The following is a 15,847-nucleotide window of genomic DNA, read 5'->3' on the forward strand; positions in this document are numbered from 1 at the left end:
AAATTGCTTTGATGAACACAGCAAAACAGGTGCCCATCACTTCAATGAGCACCTATTTATTAAAAACTGACACCGCATTTACTTCAGTTATTTTAATATCTGCTGTTTTGTTTCAGGACCCCAGACTATGGTTAATCCGGCGACAATTGCAAGGAATACACCAATAATGACGAAAACGGCGAGAATTCCTTGGTACGTAAGCAGCCATGCCACCGCGTAAGGAGTTACAATGGTAAAAAGACGTCCAACCGCCTGCGCTGTTCCATTGCCACGCATGCGAAGCCTGGTGGAGAACAGTTCAGGAACATAAATCGAAAGTCCGACAGCCATAAGAATATACAGGCATACAGTCATTAGAAATCCTATGGTCATGATCATGGTAGGCTGATTCTGAAAGGCATAGATATAACCCAAAAGTGCCGTCATCATAAACGCGCCAACAATCATCCACTTTCGGCCAATCCGGTCAACGGTGATCCTGCCAATAAACGCACCAACCGGAGCACCAATCATCATTAATGCCGTATAGCCCAACGATTTCGAAATAGTAATTCCGCTGTTGACGAGTAAAGTGGGCACCCACGTCACAAATGTATAAGCAGCTGTATTGATCGCAGCTAATATCATGCAGCCTAGAATGGTTTTCCTGATGGCATTTTTACTGAACAATTCACTGTAGCTGCCGTGTTTCGTCACAATTTGATTTACTTGTTGTGAACTATGTTTTGGTTGGATCCCCTTTTCCCTTGCTTCAGCTTCAAAAATGGAAACAATCTGCTCTGCCTTGCTAAATTTCCCCTGCGAAAAATACCATCTTGGTGATTCAGGAAGACTACGCCTAAAATACCAAACAATGAGGGAGAGAATTCCCGCAATGGCAAACATCCATCGCCAGCCGATCGAAGGAATAATCAAGAATCCGAGAAAGGTAGCGATTGGGGCAGAACAATTGGCAAGGACAGATAAACTTCCGACCCATTTTCCACGCGAACCCGCTGGAACGAATTCACCGAGCAGTGCGAAACCAGTCACGATCTCAGCACCTAGTCCAATGCCACTGATACCTCTGAGAATAATTAAGGTTGTCATATTAGGAGCAAAGAAGCTTGCAAGTGATCCAATACCAAAAATGAATAGGTTAATTTGATAAGCAAATTGGCGCCCCTTCCAATCACCAACAAAACCTGTAATTACCGATCCGAAAAATAGCCCGATAAACGTTGTCGAAATAAATGTAGCGTTCAAGGCAAGCGATGACCAGCCGGTTTGCACAAGTTGTCCTAGCACTCCCCCTGCCAGATAGACGTCAAAGCCATCAAGCAGCATCCCCAATGTAATCAATGTAAAAATGCGATACATAGTCTTTGTCACAGGAAGATTATTAATCCGTGCTTCAAGTTCCTGTCTCTGTTTTTCTGTATAATGTTCTTCAGGTACATAGTTTTTCTGCCTGATCCTTAATTCTTCACTGCTTGCGACACCTTCTGCGTTCATCTTTGTCTGCTCCTTTTATCCTTTTTTAGGAATTATCCTAACAGAAACACTTAATCTCTCTTTTCAACACTCCGCTTTTCTGCCATCTTTCTCTAGTGCATTCATCTGTAATTTTTTTGGATCACGATCACCCTCGCATGCATTTTCACTAAAAAAGTGTAAAAAAATAACCCATTCATGGATGAATGGGTTAATGTGAAGAGTAAATGTCCCATACAGTACATGAACAGGACACGAACCTTCCCGTTGATGAAAACCGTACGGTTGCAGTGCCCTACTATTGAATGAAGTTAGGCTGAGTCAATACAACTAGCCCTTGCAACAATTCAGATCGTAGGTTTTGCAATCGCCGTAAAACGTTCATCAGAAGGATTCCTTTCACATCGAATTTTTAAGGTATGGTCAGTCTACTCCTCATGTTCTTGATCTGTCAACAGTCAATTTTGAAAAAAGAGTTTAATAACCTGTTCATCTGTTGAATAAGCTGCTTACCTGCTAATTATGTGTCGGACAGAAATATCAAGTATACATAAATTCATTTTCAAAACGTTTAAGATATCATTTTTGATACGGTTATTAGATTTTTGAACAAGCTGTTGGCTTTTAATAGCTTTATTGAGTGCAGAAAAAATTTTTTACGCATAATTTTTCAGCGCCTGCACCTTTGAAGAATACTGTTCCCCCGCTTTTTTAACCAAATACGTCATAAAAGTAATTCAATAAATATTTCGAAAATGCTGTTGACAAAAAAAATAAACTCTGTATCATGAGGAGCACAAACAAATTAACGACGAAATGATTTTTAAAAGTTAAATCAATGATGAGGATAAAGTGATGAGCATGGATGCTTCCAGAGAGTCGGAGCTTGGTGAAAATCCGGCAGCACCGCTGATCACACACTCGCCTCTGAGTGCCGATTTGAACGATTTAGTAGGATCGGCCAAGTGTTACAAGCACTTGTTATCAAAAAAGACATTCCGGGAAAACCGGAATTGCCGCTGAGTCGATATTCGCGAGAATATTGAAGAGCCGGGTGGTACCGTGAAACGAGTCCTTTCACCCCTGCATACTAATCGCCTTTGCGATTGGTGTGCGGAGTGAAAGGACTTTTTAATTTATATACAGCTTGCGCAGAAGACTTGGCTAACTAAGCCTTCTTACAAAATAGATAAAGCGCAAAACAAAAACAGAACACTAATCAAGGAAAGGAGAATGAAAATGGAAAAGGTTGAAATTTACGACACAACACTCCGAGACGGAGAACAAGCCCCAGGCTGTAGCCTGAATGAACAAGAAAAAGTGCAGGTGGCAAAGCAGTTGGAACGCCTTCAGGTCGATGTGATCGAAGCTGGTTTCCCGGCTGCTTCTCCCGAAGATTTTAAGGCGGTCAAGAGCATTTCGGAAATTGTAAAAAACAGCACTGTCACGGGTCTTGCCCGTTCCATGAAAAGTGATATTGATGCCGCATGGGAAGCGCTGAAACAAACAGAAAGTCCGCGTGTTCATGTGTTTATCGCTACTTCACCTGTACACATGACTTATAAATTACGCAAGAAACCGGAAGACGTGCTCGAAATGGCGGTCCAATCCGTCAAATATGCTCACCGTTTCTTCCCTCAGGTTGAATTTTCATGTGAAGATGCTTCGCGCAGTGATTACGCGTTTCTGTCCAACGTAATTTCCGCAGCCATTGACGCAGGGGCATCAGTTATCAATCTACCTGATACAGTAGGATACTGTACACCTCAGGAATATGCGGCGATGTTCCAATATGTCAGTACACATGTGCCTAATATTGATCGCGTCCGTCTATCCTGCCATTGCCATAATGACCTTGGGATGGCGACCGCTAACACGCTGGCCGCAGTCGGCGCGGGTGTCCGGCAAGTCGAATGTACGATGAATGGTGTTGGCGAGCGAGCCGGAAATGTGGCACTCGAAGAAATCGGCGTCGCGCTTCATATCAGGAAAGATATTTTCAATGTCCGTACACAGCTAAAGCTTGATGAAATCAAAAAAACAAGTGCGCTTGTCAGCCGATTAATGAACAGTCCGATTCCCGGAAACAAAGCGATTGTCGGCGCCAATGCGTTTGCTCACGAAGCCGGAATCCATCAAGATGGCGTTTTGAAAAATCCGAAAACCTACGAAATTATCTCACCTTCCCTGATTGGACTTGACTCAGGCCGACTTGTACTCGGAAAGCACTCCGGACGTCACGCCTTCAGAAAAAAAGCGATCGAAATGGGCATTCACTTAACTGAGGAACAAGTTGATCAGTCCTTTCTCGCTTTTAAAAACCTGGCGGACAGAAAGAAAGAGATCTCAGATCGTGATATCCGATCCCTATTCTCCAGGTATGAAAAGACTTCAGTTCGTTAATTGATTCAGAATTCGCGATGAAAAGAGTTGTTCCAGATGAAAACTATTACTGTTTTACCAGGCGACGGGATTGGTCCAGAAGTAACTGCATCAGCGGTTCGTGTACTCCGTTCCATAATGAAACATAGCCAACAAGATGTTCAGTTTGTCGAGAAGAAAATCGGAGGAGCGGCAATTGATACCTATGGCACTCCACTTCCGCAAGAGACAATCGATCAATGCCAATCAAGTGATGCGATTCTATTAGGTGCTGTCGGCGGACCAAAGTGGAATGCTCAATCAATGAATATCAGGCCGGAACAAGGCCTGCTCGGCATTCGAAAAGCAATGGGATTGTTCGCTAATCTGCGTCCTGTTGAAGCATACCAAGCATTGATTGACTCCTCACCACTCAAACGAACCTTTGTGGAAAATGTTGATTTTGTTATTGTGCGCGAGCTCACCGGAGGCTTATATTTTGGGACACCAAGTGAACGGCGCGGAGCGAATAACGAACAAGTCGTCGATACTCTCGCCTATAGCCGGACGGAAATTCAACGCGTTGTGGAAAAAGCCTTTCAGCTTGCGATGAAAAGACGTAAAAAACTTACATCAATCGATAAAGCGAATGTTTTGGAATCTAGCCGTATGTGGCGTGAAGTAGTGAATCAGCTTGCCAAACATTACCCGGAAGTGACGGTAAATCACCAGCTCGTTGATTCTGCAGCAATGCAGCTGATCACGAACCCCGGACAGTTCGATGTGCTCGTTACTGAGAATATGTTTGGCGATATCTTAAGTGATGAAGCTTCAGTCATTACCGGTTCTCTTGGGATGATGCCGTCAGCAAGTCTGAGATCGGATAAAGTCGGCTTGTATGAACCGGTTCACGGCTCGGCTCCTGATATTGCCGGGCAAGGCAAAGCGAATCCGCTTGCGACTATTTTATCAGCAGCCTTGCTCCTCCGCTATTCTCTTGATATGGACCAAGAAGCTTCCAAGATTGAAACCGCAGTGCGTGAGGTACTAAACCAAGGCTACCATACCGGTGATTTACAGATTGATCACCAAGATGACAAGATTGTAAACACAACAGAGATAACGGATCTTGTGATTAACACAATGAATCAAAACAGTACAGTTACCCAATAAATGATCATTCAATGAGGAGGAAAACCAATGAAGCCACGCACCATCATCGAAAAAATTTGGGATCAGCATCTGATCCACAGAGAAAACGGAAAACCAGATTTACTCTACATTGATCTTCATCTTGTCCACGAAGTGACCTCTCCTCAAGCCTTTGAGGGACTGCGCATGAATCATCGGTCAGTCAGACGTCCTGAACGCACCTTCGCGACCGTTGACCATAATGTACCAACTGCTCAAAACAGAGAAACGAAAGATTCGATATCTAAAATCCAGATCGAGACGCTTCAGAAAAACTGTAAAGACTTCGGTATCGAACTCGCCGACATTTATAGTCCTCACCAAGGAATCGTCCATGTTATCGGACCTGAACTTGGATTGACACAGCCAGGAAAAACGATTGTCTGTGGGGACAGCCATACCTCAACGCATGGTGCTTTCGGCGCGATCGCCTTTGGTATTGGAACGAGTGAAGTCGAACATGTTTTGGCTACTCAGACTTTGTGGCAGAAACGGCCGAAAACGATGCAAATTAAGGTTAACGGGCAACTCGGCATCGGCGTCGGTGCGAAAGATTTGATTCTTGCCATCATCGCTAAATACGGTATCTCGATTGGAACTGGCCATATCGTTGAGTATACTGGAGAAGCCATTCGTAGACTGTCCATGGAGGAACGGATGACCGTTTGCAATATGTCAATTGAAGCCGGGGCAAGAGCCGGATTAATAAGTCCTGATCAAACGACCGTTGATTACATTAAGGGACGGCGTTTCGCGCCAAAAGGTGCTGTATTCGAAGAAACAACACGAAAATGGCTGGAACTGGCTAGCGACGAAGGAGCCTCTTATGATCGTACGATTGAAATTGATGCTTCTGAAATCGAACCTCAAGTCACTTGGGGAACCAACCCGTCAATGGGTGCATCAATCAATGATACTGTTCCGGATCCTGAATCTTTTGAATCTGAGGAGAAAAGGCAAGCGGCTAGAAAAGCGATCACATATATGGATCTGAAACCGGGCACACCGATTCACGATATTCCAATTGATGTAGTCTTTATCGGGTCCTGCACAAACAGCAGAATCAGCGATCTGCGGCAGGCAGCACAGATTGCGAACGGTAAGCATGTTCACGAAGGCGTTCGGGCCCTTATTGTTCCCGGCTCCTACACCATTAAAAAACAGGCTGAGGCTGAAGGCCTGGACAAAGTTTTCAAAGAAGCCGGGTTTGAATGGCGCGAAGCTGGGTGCAGTATGTGCCTTGCAATGAATGACGACATCGTTCCATCCGGAAAACGCTGTGCCTCGACATCAAACCGCAACTTCGAAGGGCGCCAAGGTACCGGATCACGCACCCATCTTGTTAGTCCAGCAATGGCTGCCGCTGCGGCAATTCATGGTCATTTCGCCGATATCCGCGAATTCGCCACCACACGCTAACTGACTCTTTCATCACAATAATCGTTTGGGAGGTAAAAATTATGAAAGCATTTCAAACCTTTGAAGGTCTCGTTTGTCCGCTCGACCGAACAAATGTAGATACAGATCAAATTATTCCAAAACAATTTCTCAAGCGCGTCGAGCGCAAAGGATTCGGCGCTTGCTTGTTTTATAACTGGCGCTTTGATGAGAAAGGAAATAAGAAAACAGACTTCATTCTGAATCAACCCGACTATGCAGGTGCTTCTATTCTTGTTGCACGAGACAATTTTGGCTGCGGTTCATCACGTGAACACGCGCCTTGGGCACTTCAAGATTACGGTTTTCGCGTGATCATTGCACCTAGCTTTGCCGACATTTTCTTCAATAACTGTCAGAAAAATGGCGTCCTGGCTATTCGGCTTGACGAGAGAAAAGTTGAAACATTAATCGGTTGTGCATCTCAAGGGGCCTTCCATCTAACTGTAAATCTCGCAGAACAAACGCTCACAGGTAATGAATTTAAGGAAAAATTCGATATTGATCCTTATCAAAAAGAACTGTTGATAAAAGGTCTTGATGAAATTGCCATTACATTGAATTACGATAACGATATCACGGCTTATGAACAAAGGCATGCAATGTAAGTAGTACGACTGAAATTTATTGTAAATGGACTTTCGTTAAAGAGAGTCCTTTTTACTTTGGCAGCAAAGTCGATGAACTCTATGAAAAACTAGAACGTACAGTGACATGGCACTCAGAGATTCAATTTCCGTCTGACATGATCAAGTTAGTTATTGACAAAATTATTTATTTATGCTATAATTTACAAATATATAAATATCGTATATAATGAGATTCTCCTGGCCAGGGGAATCTTTTTTGTTTTATAAAGGAGGATATTTGTTTGGAAAAAGGTAAGTCCAGCATAACCTCATTAATTTCTACATTCGGCAGAGCTTATCATCATCAGTTTGATTCACCGAAGATTTTTGATGATTTTCTTGCTCAAGAGTTAATTTCACAGGAAGAATTAAACGACATCAAAGAAAAATTGATTCAAGGCATACAGTTTTTCAATCCAGCAATCGCAGAAAAATTCAAGGGAAATCCGAATGAAATCCTGAAATGGATCACACAAGTTCAGCTTTCACCAACTCCGTTAGCTCGAGCAGCCTATTGTGAAGAAGTAGTGTTGCATGAGCTTGAATTCGGTCTAAAACAGGTTGTTTTACTTGGTGCAGGAATGGATACTTTTTGCTTGCGGCATCCTGAACTGAATCATTTAGAATTTTTTGAAGTAGACCATCCAGCAACACAAGCACTTAAAAAGAAGCGCTTAGAACAAGCTAGATTAACTGCGCCGGACAATCTTCATTTTGTTCCTATGGATTTTACCAAAGGCTTTGCCGTTCAATCATTAATTCACGAAGGTATGGTCCATAAGAAAACTTTATTTAGCTTGCTTGGCGTCAGCTATTATTTGACGAAAGAAGAAAATGCACGATTACTAGAAAATGTGTTTAGCAAAGTGCCTTCCGGAAGCTCGATCGTTTTCGATTATGCTGACGAAACGCTTTTTGAAACCAAAGGATTGTCGAACAGAGTAGAAAACATGGTCAAAAGTGCTGCCGCATGCGGCGGACCCATGAAATCATGTTTTTCCTATCAAGAAATGGAGCATCTACTTGAGGAATCTGGATTGCTTATTTATGAGCAATTATCGCCAAACCAAATTAATCACCGCTATTTTGCTCACCGAAGCGACTATTTGTCTGCTTTCGAAACGATTTATTACATTCATGCAGTAAAAGAATAATAGAAAACTGGCCGTCAGCAGGTAATGAGACGGTCAGTTTTTTTTGTTAGCATTCATTGATTTTCTCATTAATTTAGCATTTCTCGGGGTAATGTTGTTGCCCTTTGAATCCACAACTTTAATTTGGGCGAGCTGTTGTTTGAACCTATTTCGAAAATTGTCCAGATATTGCTGGCGGAGCTCAGCCTGTCTTTTTCGCTCTTGGGCGTTTAATGGTCGTTCCCGAGATAATCTGGCCAGCCGGTTAATTTCATCAATCAACTTACTCATTACTTCCTGCTCTCTCCTTCAATGAATCAATACCTTTTTTAATAGCCTTGTAGCATTATCGCATAGATACGTGACTAATTCCAATGACTTCAATTGTCCAGAGCTGGTGTTAATTGCTTATAATACCCATTACAGTCATGCACACGGTCAAAAGTTTTCCAGATTTTCTCTTTTTCGTTGCCTGAATAGTGTGCTTCCACAACAACAGGTTCCAAATTGGAAATGGATGATTGAACAAAGTTACTCACCTTTTCTCCAGTAATAAATACATGAAGATAGCTTTCCATCTGAGTAAAACCATTTTTCTGATACCAGCCGTTCACCCATTGATCATCTCTGGTCCAAGCTTCTATTTCAAAGATTCCTAGAGTCTTAAGCTTTCTTTCTGCTTCTGCAAGTAGAAGTGCACCAATTCCTTTTCTTTGGTAATCCGGATGGACAGCCAAATTCCAGATCATGCCTCCTCTACCCGAGCAAAGTGTGCAAACAGTTCCAGATACATCTTCATATTCAATGTCAAGCAAGCCAACGACCTGTCCTGATTCAACAGCCACCAGTTCAATTGAAGGATTTGTGTATGTTTCCTTCTTCTGCAATACATTATCAAAGTAGGCGGTATGTAAAAATGATAGAATACGGCAACGCAACCACCCTTCTTCATCAGCATCTTGATAATTTCTGATCAGCATATTTTCACTTCCTTTCCTAAACACAAAATCACACCAAAAAATGAGCAATTATACATAGATTACCCCACCTTCTTTAATAATTCATTCGAAAAGTTAATCCAGCCCTTTTGATAAGCAGATTTGATTCCTGCTCTTCTATTCATTTGATAAATATCCGCAAACCAAAACATTCCGGCAATACAAGCAAATTTATCCCAAAACGCACCTGCACAGGCATTGATCAAGTTTTGTTTTTGTTGATCGGAATTCTCTTCTTTATATGCCTCAGAAAAATCATGGAATGCTTTTTCTTTCCGCTCAAGTGTTTCCGAACTTGTCCAATCATAATTGTTCACTTGTTCATCCATTGCCAGAAAATGAGCGAGCCCCTCATCAAAAAGAAGGTAACTTAATTTTTCTCTGTATGTATTTGCTTCTGACTCCGGATAATCCTGATGCAGCAAAAGATGTGCACACTCATGAGTCAACATTTTACGAATGATTTCAGAAACATCATTCTGTGCACTTTTGTAACAAGACATTCTAATCAAATCAAAAATAATCGTTTCAGATCCGTCCGGGCCTGTTCTAACCATTGCCCCATAGGGAGAAGGACAGCCAACGACTAATTGAATGGTTACTTTTTGGAGTCTACTTGCGGCCATGGGAAAAAGTGTGTCCCACAGATCTTGATTAAAGGGGAGAAATGGATCCAATTGTGTCTGAATCTCCTCAACTGTTTGCGTGATGATTGGTATTTGCTCTGGATCTGGTTCTTCAAACAAATACTGTCCTTCCTCAATGGAATGGAAGATCCATGAATCTGAATAATCACTTGACGATATGCCATTCAAATAGTGTTTAACAATTTCAGTGTTAACTTTCAATAGAGTCCTCTCCTTATTTAAGGAGTGCAGATGCAAATCTTTCTTCAATCTCTTTATTAGCAATACTTCGAATTATGTTTAAGAATTTTTCCGTACTGCTTACTTGAAGATGAATTTGCCATTTTATAGTTTTACTTCATTCGAATTAAGAAGTCTGATTCATTTATTTTCATAAATAGCTGATAAATATTTTGTCAGTTCTTCTTTTAACTTTCCGTGTTTTTCAATGCTAAAATGTTTTTCCTCGTCAAACCAGTTTGAAGAATCGTATAGCCAAACCGGCATCTTTCTTCTTTCTTCCTTTTCCCAATCATACCTCGGAAAAACATGTGCATGTAAAAATGCATCTGTGTTACCCAATATATCGTAATTTACACGAACAGGGTGACAAACATTAATGATCGCATCACCAATTAAGCTCATATCCGTTAAAAATTGTGCACGTTCGGGGATTGTTAAATCATTAAGACTAGATACTTCTCTCTTAGGGAGTAACACACAATATCCAGGCAAAAATTGAGTATCTCCGATTACTGCATACCCGCTTTTCATTTCTGCTAAAACCATTGGATTTGTTCCATTCTTTGCTGATTCGATTCTGTTTTCTCTCCAGTCCATATGTACAACCTCCAACTTGTTTTCAAAACATAAACTGCTCAAATAAGATTCATATTTTCTCTGTTTCTTTTACCCGTACCTTTATTATTCCAGCTACTAGCAAGTATTTTTTACAGTAATTTTGCAAACCAAGCCACATAATATGCGGCGGGGATGAAGATTACCTGTGCAACCAAAGTTCCGACAAATTTGGAACTGATCATCGTTAATGAGTAACTTTTTAAATAGATATAGTTGCATTCTTTCTTTACTACTCGATCAGCGAGCACGGATGCCTGAGGATCAATAAAAAGAGTGAGTAAGATCGTCGCCACGCCATTAATAATTCCTGAAGACATAGCTGCTGCTTGTGCGTACTCTGGTACAAGAAGTGATGCGTATAAGGCAGCGAGAACACCTACAGTATAGATTGCGGTAATGGCTACGTTAACTACAAAAAGTCTCTTGGGTATCGTTTTATAGGTGATGCCTTTAAGATCATATATACGTGGTAAACGAACATAAAGACGAAGGCTCTTCATTCCCTTCAGATTAAACCATTTACTCACGAGTGAAATAATAGATCCTCTTTCTTTAGATAGCTGCACAATGGCTCGAGAAAATATACCGATAAATGTAGGAAAAAGTATAATACCTAAGATAACTCCTATGGAAATGACACCAATCAAAATCCGATATTGATCCTCTACGAATGTGAACTTAAATTTTACGGGGGCATCAGCAATGAGCTTTGCTGTAAGTGGCTGTTGAAACATCGTTGAAAATCTTGAAATAATCACCATGGTACTGAATAAAGAAATCGCTGTAGCCATTAACTTCACTCTCGCTCCGGAAATTCGCGTGGCATAAGCAAGTGTTTCGATGGCTGTAACCACCATCAAGAGAATTGCAACTATCATCAGCTTACCTGTTATAAGTGGCATCCAGATGACTCCTTATCATTTGCTTTTCACTATTCTATACCATCTGAACAGTTTTGGAAAACTGCTGTTCACCTCATCTTTGCGAAACATCTTCTCCTCGACCATAAGCGCAAGAATGAGGACGAAAACATCGGCTTTAATTTGTTACAATAAAGAAACAGAATATGTCGTATTCTCTTTTTTAGCACCTTCAAAGGACGTGAAATACATGCCTGAGAAAATTAATCTTTCTTTTGATGAAATGTGGGAAAAGGTTCTGGCTTGTGATCGAGCCTATGACGGCGTATTTTTCACAGCAGTCAAGACAACAAAGATCTACTGCCGTCCTTCCTGCCGATCTAGAAAACCGAAAAAAATCAATGTAGCGTTCTATCAAGATATCCAAGAAGTGGAGAACGCGGGGTATCGCGCTTGCAAAAGATGCCGGCCGGATACTACTCATTCTCCAGATTTAGGCGTGGTCAACAGCGTCATTACCTTCCTGATCAATCATTATAAACAGCCTTTTATCCTGCAGGATATCGCTGATCACGTGGGTATCAGTTCCTTTTATCTAGAGCGATTATTCAAGCGCGAAACGGCAGAGACACCGCGCAGCTATCTGGAGAAAATAAGAGTAGACAAAGCCTCACATTATTTAAGAAACAGTCTAAAGACCAATTTGGAGATTTGTTATGAAACGGGATTCCAGAGCCCTTCTAATTTCTATCGGGTTTTCCGTCGTCTCAAAAATTGTACGCCAAGCGAATATCGCCATTTACTCAACGAGGACCGACCATAATGAGCTGGCTCGATCATGATTCTTATATTGAAATTTATCCACCTGAGCCCTTCGACTTTTCGGAATGTCTGGTATTTTTAGCTCGATCCGATCAGGAGGTGTCACACCGAATAAAAGGCGATCACTTATATAAACTGATTAAATTGGATGACGAATTGGTTTTACTGAAAATAGGAATGAAGCAAAAAATGCTAAATGTTGAATTTCTAGGGAAATCTCCATCTTCATCCATTCGAGAAAAGACGGCAGCCTATGTATGGGACTGGTTCGATTTCGAAAGTAATTTAGGTGAATTTTATGATTTTGCTGCTTGGGATAAGGTGCTTAAACCGCTTATTGATAACTTTTACGGACTTAGGATTGTGGGTATTCCGGATTTGTTCGAAGCAATAGCCTGGGCCATTACCGGTCAGCAAATCAATTTAACTTTTGCTTATAAATTGAAAAAAAAGTTTGTTTATCATTATGGGGAATCACTTACATTTGATAATGAGAACTATTGGTTATTTCCTTCTTATAAGACGATTGCCTCTCTTGATGTTGAAGATTTAAGGGCACTTCAGTTTTCTGTTCGAAAAGCTGAATACATCATTGGCGTCGCCAAAACGTTGGCGCAATATCAATGGACAAGAAATACCCTTCTTACAAAGCAAGACGACGATGAGATTCGAAATTTGTTAATGAGCATCCGTGGTATTGGTGCTTGGACTGCCGATTTGGTCATGATGAGATGTCTCCATCGCGCCAATGCTTTTCCAATAGCGGATGTCGGCCTTCACAACGCTTTAAAAATTCATCTGGGGCTTGAGCACAAACAGAGCATTGCTGAAGTCAAAGAAATGGCCGCAGCATGGGACGGATGGTATGCTTATGCTACGTTTTACTTATGGAGGTTGCTTTATGAACACCATGCATAAACTTGACTATGTGTCACCGATTGGCGTGATTGAAATAACGGGAAATGCTGACGGAATCTATTCAATTATGTTTGTTGAACGCAGCAATCCGCAGTATCTTCGTGAAAACGAGACGCCAAGCGTATTATTGACTTGCCATTTTCAGCTTGATGAATATTTCAGCGGAATGCGCCAAGAATTTACCATTCCTTATATTCTTGACGGCACCTTGTTTCAAAAATCCGTATGGCACGCATTAACGGAAGTACCTTACGCACAAACACGTTCCTATAAGGAGATTGCAGCTTCTATCGGGAATGAAAAAGCAGTGCGAGCAGTTGGAATGACGAACGGCAAGAACAAGATTAGTATCGTTATCCCATGTCACCGAGTTATAGGATCGGATGGGAAACTTACAGGATACGCTGGTGGTTTGTGGCGAAAAAAATGGCTGCTTCAGCATGAAGAAAAGTTCAAATAGCGCTGAATCATGTTTTTATATCATAGTTGACAGCTGTGATTAATTTGGATTATAATAAAACCAATCAAATATTGGTTCTGCTTATCTAGAGAGGTGGAGGGATTGGCCCGATGAAACCTCAGCAACCGGTCACTTAAGATACGGTGCTAATTCCAATAAGCGTATTGCTTTGAAGATAAGTCGAGAGGAACAAACACAACGCCTTCTCTTCTTAACTTTGGAGAGAGGCTTTTATTTTTTCATAAGAAGGTTGTGGTTAAATGAATCAATCATTGCGTCAAACAATAGAAAATAAACGTCAAAAACTAATTGATCAGCTTATTGATGCGGATGTGTTCAAAATTGATGGAAAACAACTTTTTGAAGTAAGCTTGACGAAGTTGGAACATGAATACAAAACGGTTCAATTACACGCACATTATCACGAAAAAGCTTCAGGATAACTGATATCTGGTCATCTCAACGTTTCCAAATTATTTAATAAGGGAATAGTTATGGTGTATACCTTGTCCAGAGGTTTGATGCAGGGCTTAACTGTTTAACCGTGCCATCAACACAAAAAGGAGGTATGACCATGAAGAACTTAATTATTGTGATCACACTTATGCTCACCTGTATCCTGATCACTGGTTGCGCGCAAAGTTATCAAAGTAAATCACCCAACTATGGTGCCGACCAATCTTCCTCCAACGATAAGAGTTATTCATCATCCAAGGCAGGCAAGTCATCAAATGGAACCAGTAGCAATGGATCAAGCATTCAGAGTGGAAATAGCAACTCATCTGCCGGGAAAGTAAACAGCAGCGCATCAGCGGTCAAAACCGGATCTTTGCAGCAGGTACTCAAGGATACAAGATCGCTCTTGAAAAGTCAGAATCAAGTTCGTCTTCCACAGACACTACCCGTCGAAAAAGGAAAATATATTTCGGCTATTGTTAAAAAGGATTCACCGGGATACACAGTAACTTTTAAACAGACGAATACTCCTATTCAAGTGAATAACAAAACGCTCACCAAAGCGAAAACCGTGACCATAATTAAAGCCATTGGTTATGCCAGCAGTACCGAGACGGCAAAACAAATTACATTTCATGCCTATGGAAAATCAGATGGTCAGGCTGTAGATCTCGGTTATTCCATTACAGGTTATGCGGATGCGGGGGCGGGGACTGCTGGCATTTCTTGGAATGAAGGACGCTGGACACTCATGGTTCTCTCACCGACTGCAGATGCCGAAAATGGAAAAACACTCGCAAGAAAAGTTGTTGCCTATCTTGAAAGGCATACGTTGCCCATCCCACATCAATATGGTGTCATCCAATTGTATACCGATAACCGCCAAAGCATGGTCAGATGGCAGGATGGGAAAATAATCTACGAATTATCTGGAATTGAAAATCCAATGTCCCTTTTGGCAGCTGCCGTTTCTGTAAAATAACATGTAGTAAAAGATTAAAGAAAGAGATGACCAAAAAAGGTGGCCATCTCTTTCTTTAATCTAGTTGGATCCAGTATCTTTGCGTGATTCTGTCTTCATGAGCAATTTCATTTTCCAGAACGCCGCCATTGTTCATGATTGTCCGAGCTGAACCTCGATTATTTTTATCGCAGGTGATCAAAACACGCTGGATCCCAAGCACTCGAGCTTTTTCAAGTGCCATCGCCAGCATTTTTGTTGCAAGCCCTTTCCGACGTTCCGAAGGCCTGATACCATATCCGATATGCCCACCGTAATCCAATAAGGATTCATTTAATTCATGTCTAACCTGAATTGCCCCCAATATTTTCTTGTGCTCATCAATCAAAAAGTACAAGGAGGCGGGAACAAAGCCTTTTTTATAAGGCGCGTTTGTTTTATCAATGCACCACTCTCGAATTAATTCGCTAAATGCTTTTCCACAACGATTGGTAGCGGAAGGAACGATCCTATCCCCCGCTTTCTCCCATTCGCTGATGTAATCTATGAAATTGTTTTCTAAGTCCAGCGTAGGTTCAACCAATTGATACATACAAATCCCTCTTTTACGCAATTATTTCCTTCGTCAAAGTTATTAGATTATAATTTTATCAGGCAATAA

17 protein-coding genes, 1 pseudogene and 1 riboswitch are annotated in these 15,847 nt (G+C 41.4%); of the genes and pseudogenes, 11 read left to right on the forward strand and 7 right to left on the reverse strand.

Annotation, left to right across the window (positions count from 1 at the left end):
* Nucleotides 1-87: 87 nt before the first annotated feature.
* Nucleotides 88-1,494 (reverse strand): MFS transporter, encoded by a 1,407-nt coding sequence (locus tag P343_RS19690; RefSeq protein ID WP_023508395.1) that lies wholly within the window; start codon nt 1,492-1,494, stop codon nt 88-90.
* An 834-nt stretch (nt 1,495-2,328) separates the two neighbouring features.
* Here P343_RS19690 and P343_RS37015 point away from each other — a divergent pair.
* From P343_RS37015 to P343_RS19715, 6 genes and pseudogenes are all read left to right on the forward strand, one after another.
* Nucleotides 2,329-2,496, forward strand: coding sequence for a hypothetical protein (locus P343_RS37015; protein WP_023508396.1), 168 nt, complete (start codon nt 2,329-2,331; stop codon nt 2,494-2,496).
* 216 nt (nt 2,497-2,712) lie between these two features.
* Nucleotides 2,713-3,849: pseudogene (locus P343_RS19695) on the forward strand (2-isopropylmalate synthase); the annotation flags it as partial.
* A 63-nt stretch (nt 3,850-3,912) separates the two neighbouring features.
* On the forward strand, nt 3,913-5,007 hold the full coding sequence (gene leuB / locus P343_RS19700) for a 3-isopropylmalate dehydrogenase (RefSeq protein ID WP_023508398.1): 1,095 nt from the start codon (nt 3,913-3,915) through the stop codon (nt 5,005-5,007).
* A gap of 27 nt (nt 5,008-5,034) precedes the next feature.
* On the forward strand, nt 5,035-6,444 hold the full coding sequence (gene leuC, locus P343_RS19705) for a 3-isopropylmalate dehydratase large subunit (RefSeq protein ID WP_023508399.1): 1,410 nt from the start codon (nt 5,035-5,037) through the stop codon (nt 6,442-6,444).
* Between the two features lie 41 nt (nt 6,445-6,485).
* Complete coding sequence (leuD, locus tag P343_RS19710; RefSeq protein WP_023508400.1) at nt 6,486-7,070, forward strand: 3-isopropylmalate dehydratase small subunit; 585 nt, start codon at nt 6,486-6,488, stop codon at nt 7,068-7,070.
* A gap of 263 nt (nt 7,071-7,333) precedes the next feature.
* Nucleotides 7,334-8,245, forward strand: coding sequence for a class I SAM-dependent methyltransferase (locus P343_RS19715; protein ID WP_023508401.1), 912 nt, complete (start codon nt 7,334-7,336; stop codon nt 8,243-8,245).
* Nucleotides 8,246-8,278: 33 nt separating this feature from the next.
* Here P343_RS19715 and P343_RS19720 read toward each other — a convergent pair whose 3' ends face one another.
* From P343_RS19720 to P343_RS19740, 5 genes are all read right to left on the reverse strand, one after another.
* On the reverse strand, nt 8,279-8,515 hold the full coding sequence (locus P343_RS19720; protein WP_023508402.1) for a DUF896 domain-containing protein: 237 nt from the start codon (nt 8,513-8,515) through the stop codon (nt 8,279-8,281).
* 89 nt (nt 8,516-8,604) lie between these two features.
* Nucleotides 8,605-9,204, reverse strand: a complete 600-nt coding sequence (locus P343_RS19725; RefSeq protein ID WP_023508403.1) for a GNAT family N-acetyltransferase — start codon at nt 9,202-9,204, stop codon at nt 8,605-8,607.
* Between the two features lie 59 nt (nt 9,205-9,263).
* Nucleotides 9,264-10,070, reverse strand: a complete 807-nt coding sequence (locus P343_RS19730; protein ID WP_023508404.1) for a hypothetical protein — start codon at nt 10,068-10,070, stop codon at nt 9,264-9,266.
* A gap of 159 nt (nt 10,071-10,229) precedes the next feature.
* The gene (locus P343_RS19735; RefSeq protein WP_023508405.1) at nt 10,230-10,688 is read right to left on the reverse strand and encodes an HIT family protein; all 459 of its coding nucleotides are present in this window, start codon (nt 10,686-10,688) and stop codon (nt 10,230-10,232) included.
* Between the two features lie 110 nt (nt 10,689-10,798).
* Nucleotides 10,799-11,611 (reverse strand): lipid II flippase Amj family protein, encoded by an 813-nt coding sequence (locus P343_RS19740; protein ID WP_023508406.1) that lies wholly within the window; start codon nt 11,609-11,611, stop codon nt 10,799-10,801.
* Nucleotides 11,612-11,819: 208 nt separating this feature from the next.
* On the opposite strand from P343_RS19740, the gene P343_RS0118360 reads away from it, so the two are divergent.
* From P343_RS0118360 to P343_RS19760, 5 genes are all read left to right on the forward strand, one after another.
* Entirely contained in the window at nt 11,820-12,392 is a 573-nt protein-coding gene (locus P343_RS0118360; RefSeq protein ID WP_031263481.1) for a bifunctional transcriptional activator/DNA repair enzyme AdaA, read from the forward strand.
* Nucleotides 12,392-13,309, forward strand: coding sequence for a DNA-3-methyladenine glycosylase family protein (locus P343_RS19745; protein ID WP_023508408.1), 918 nt, complete (start codon nt 12,392-12,394; stop codon nt 13,307-13,309). Before P343_RS0118360 ends, P343_RS19745 begins: the two co-directional genes overlap by 1 nt.
* A complete protein-coding gene (locus P343_RS19750; RefSeq protein WP_037593761.1) occupies nt 13,302-13,769 on the forward strand; it encodes a methylated-DNA--[protein]-cysteine S-methyltransferase in 468 nt (155 codons plus the stop codon). The genes P343_RS19745 and P343_RS19750 overlap by 8 nt, the downstream gene beginning before the upstream one ends.
* A 78-nt stretch (nt 13,770-13,847) precedes the next feature.
* Nucleotides 13,848-13,951, forward strand: a riboswitch (SAM riboswitch).
* A gap of 78 nt (nt 13,952-14,029) precedes the next feature.
* The gene (locus P343_RS19755; protein ID WP_023508410.1) at nt 14,030-14,212 is read left to right on the forward strand and encodes a Fur-regulated basic protein FbpA; all 183 of its coding nucleotides are present in this window, start codon (nt 14,030-14,032) and stop codon (nt 14,210-14,212) included.
* 131 nt (nt 14,213-14,343) lie between these two features.
* Nucleotides 14,344-15,207 carry a hypothetical protein gene (locus P343_RS19760; protein WP_023508411.1) on the forward strand — a complete coding sequence of 288 codons (864 nt, stop codon included), beginning with the start codon at nt 14,344-14,346 and terminating at the stop codon, nt 15,205-15,207.
* Between the two features lie 55 nt (nt 15,208-15,262).
* Here the strand turns inward: P343_RS19760 and P343_RS19765 are convergent, their stop codons facing one another.
* Complete coding sequence (locus P343_RS19765) at nt 15,263-15,778, reverse strand: GNAT family N-acetyltransferase (protein WP_023508412.1); 516 nt, start codon at nt 15,776-15,778, stop codon at nt 15,263-15,265.
* Nucleotides 15,779-15,847 lie beyond the last annotated feature (69 nt).

It is taken from the genome of Sporolactobacillus laevolacticus DSM 442 (assembly GCF_000497245.1).
Lineage (GTDB): Bacteria > Bacillota > Bacilli > Bacillales > Sporolactobacillaceae > Sporolactobacillus > Sporolactobacillus laevolacticus.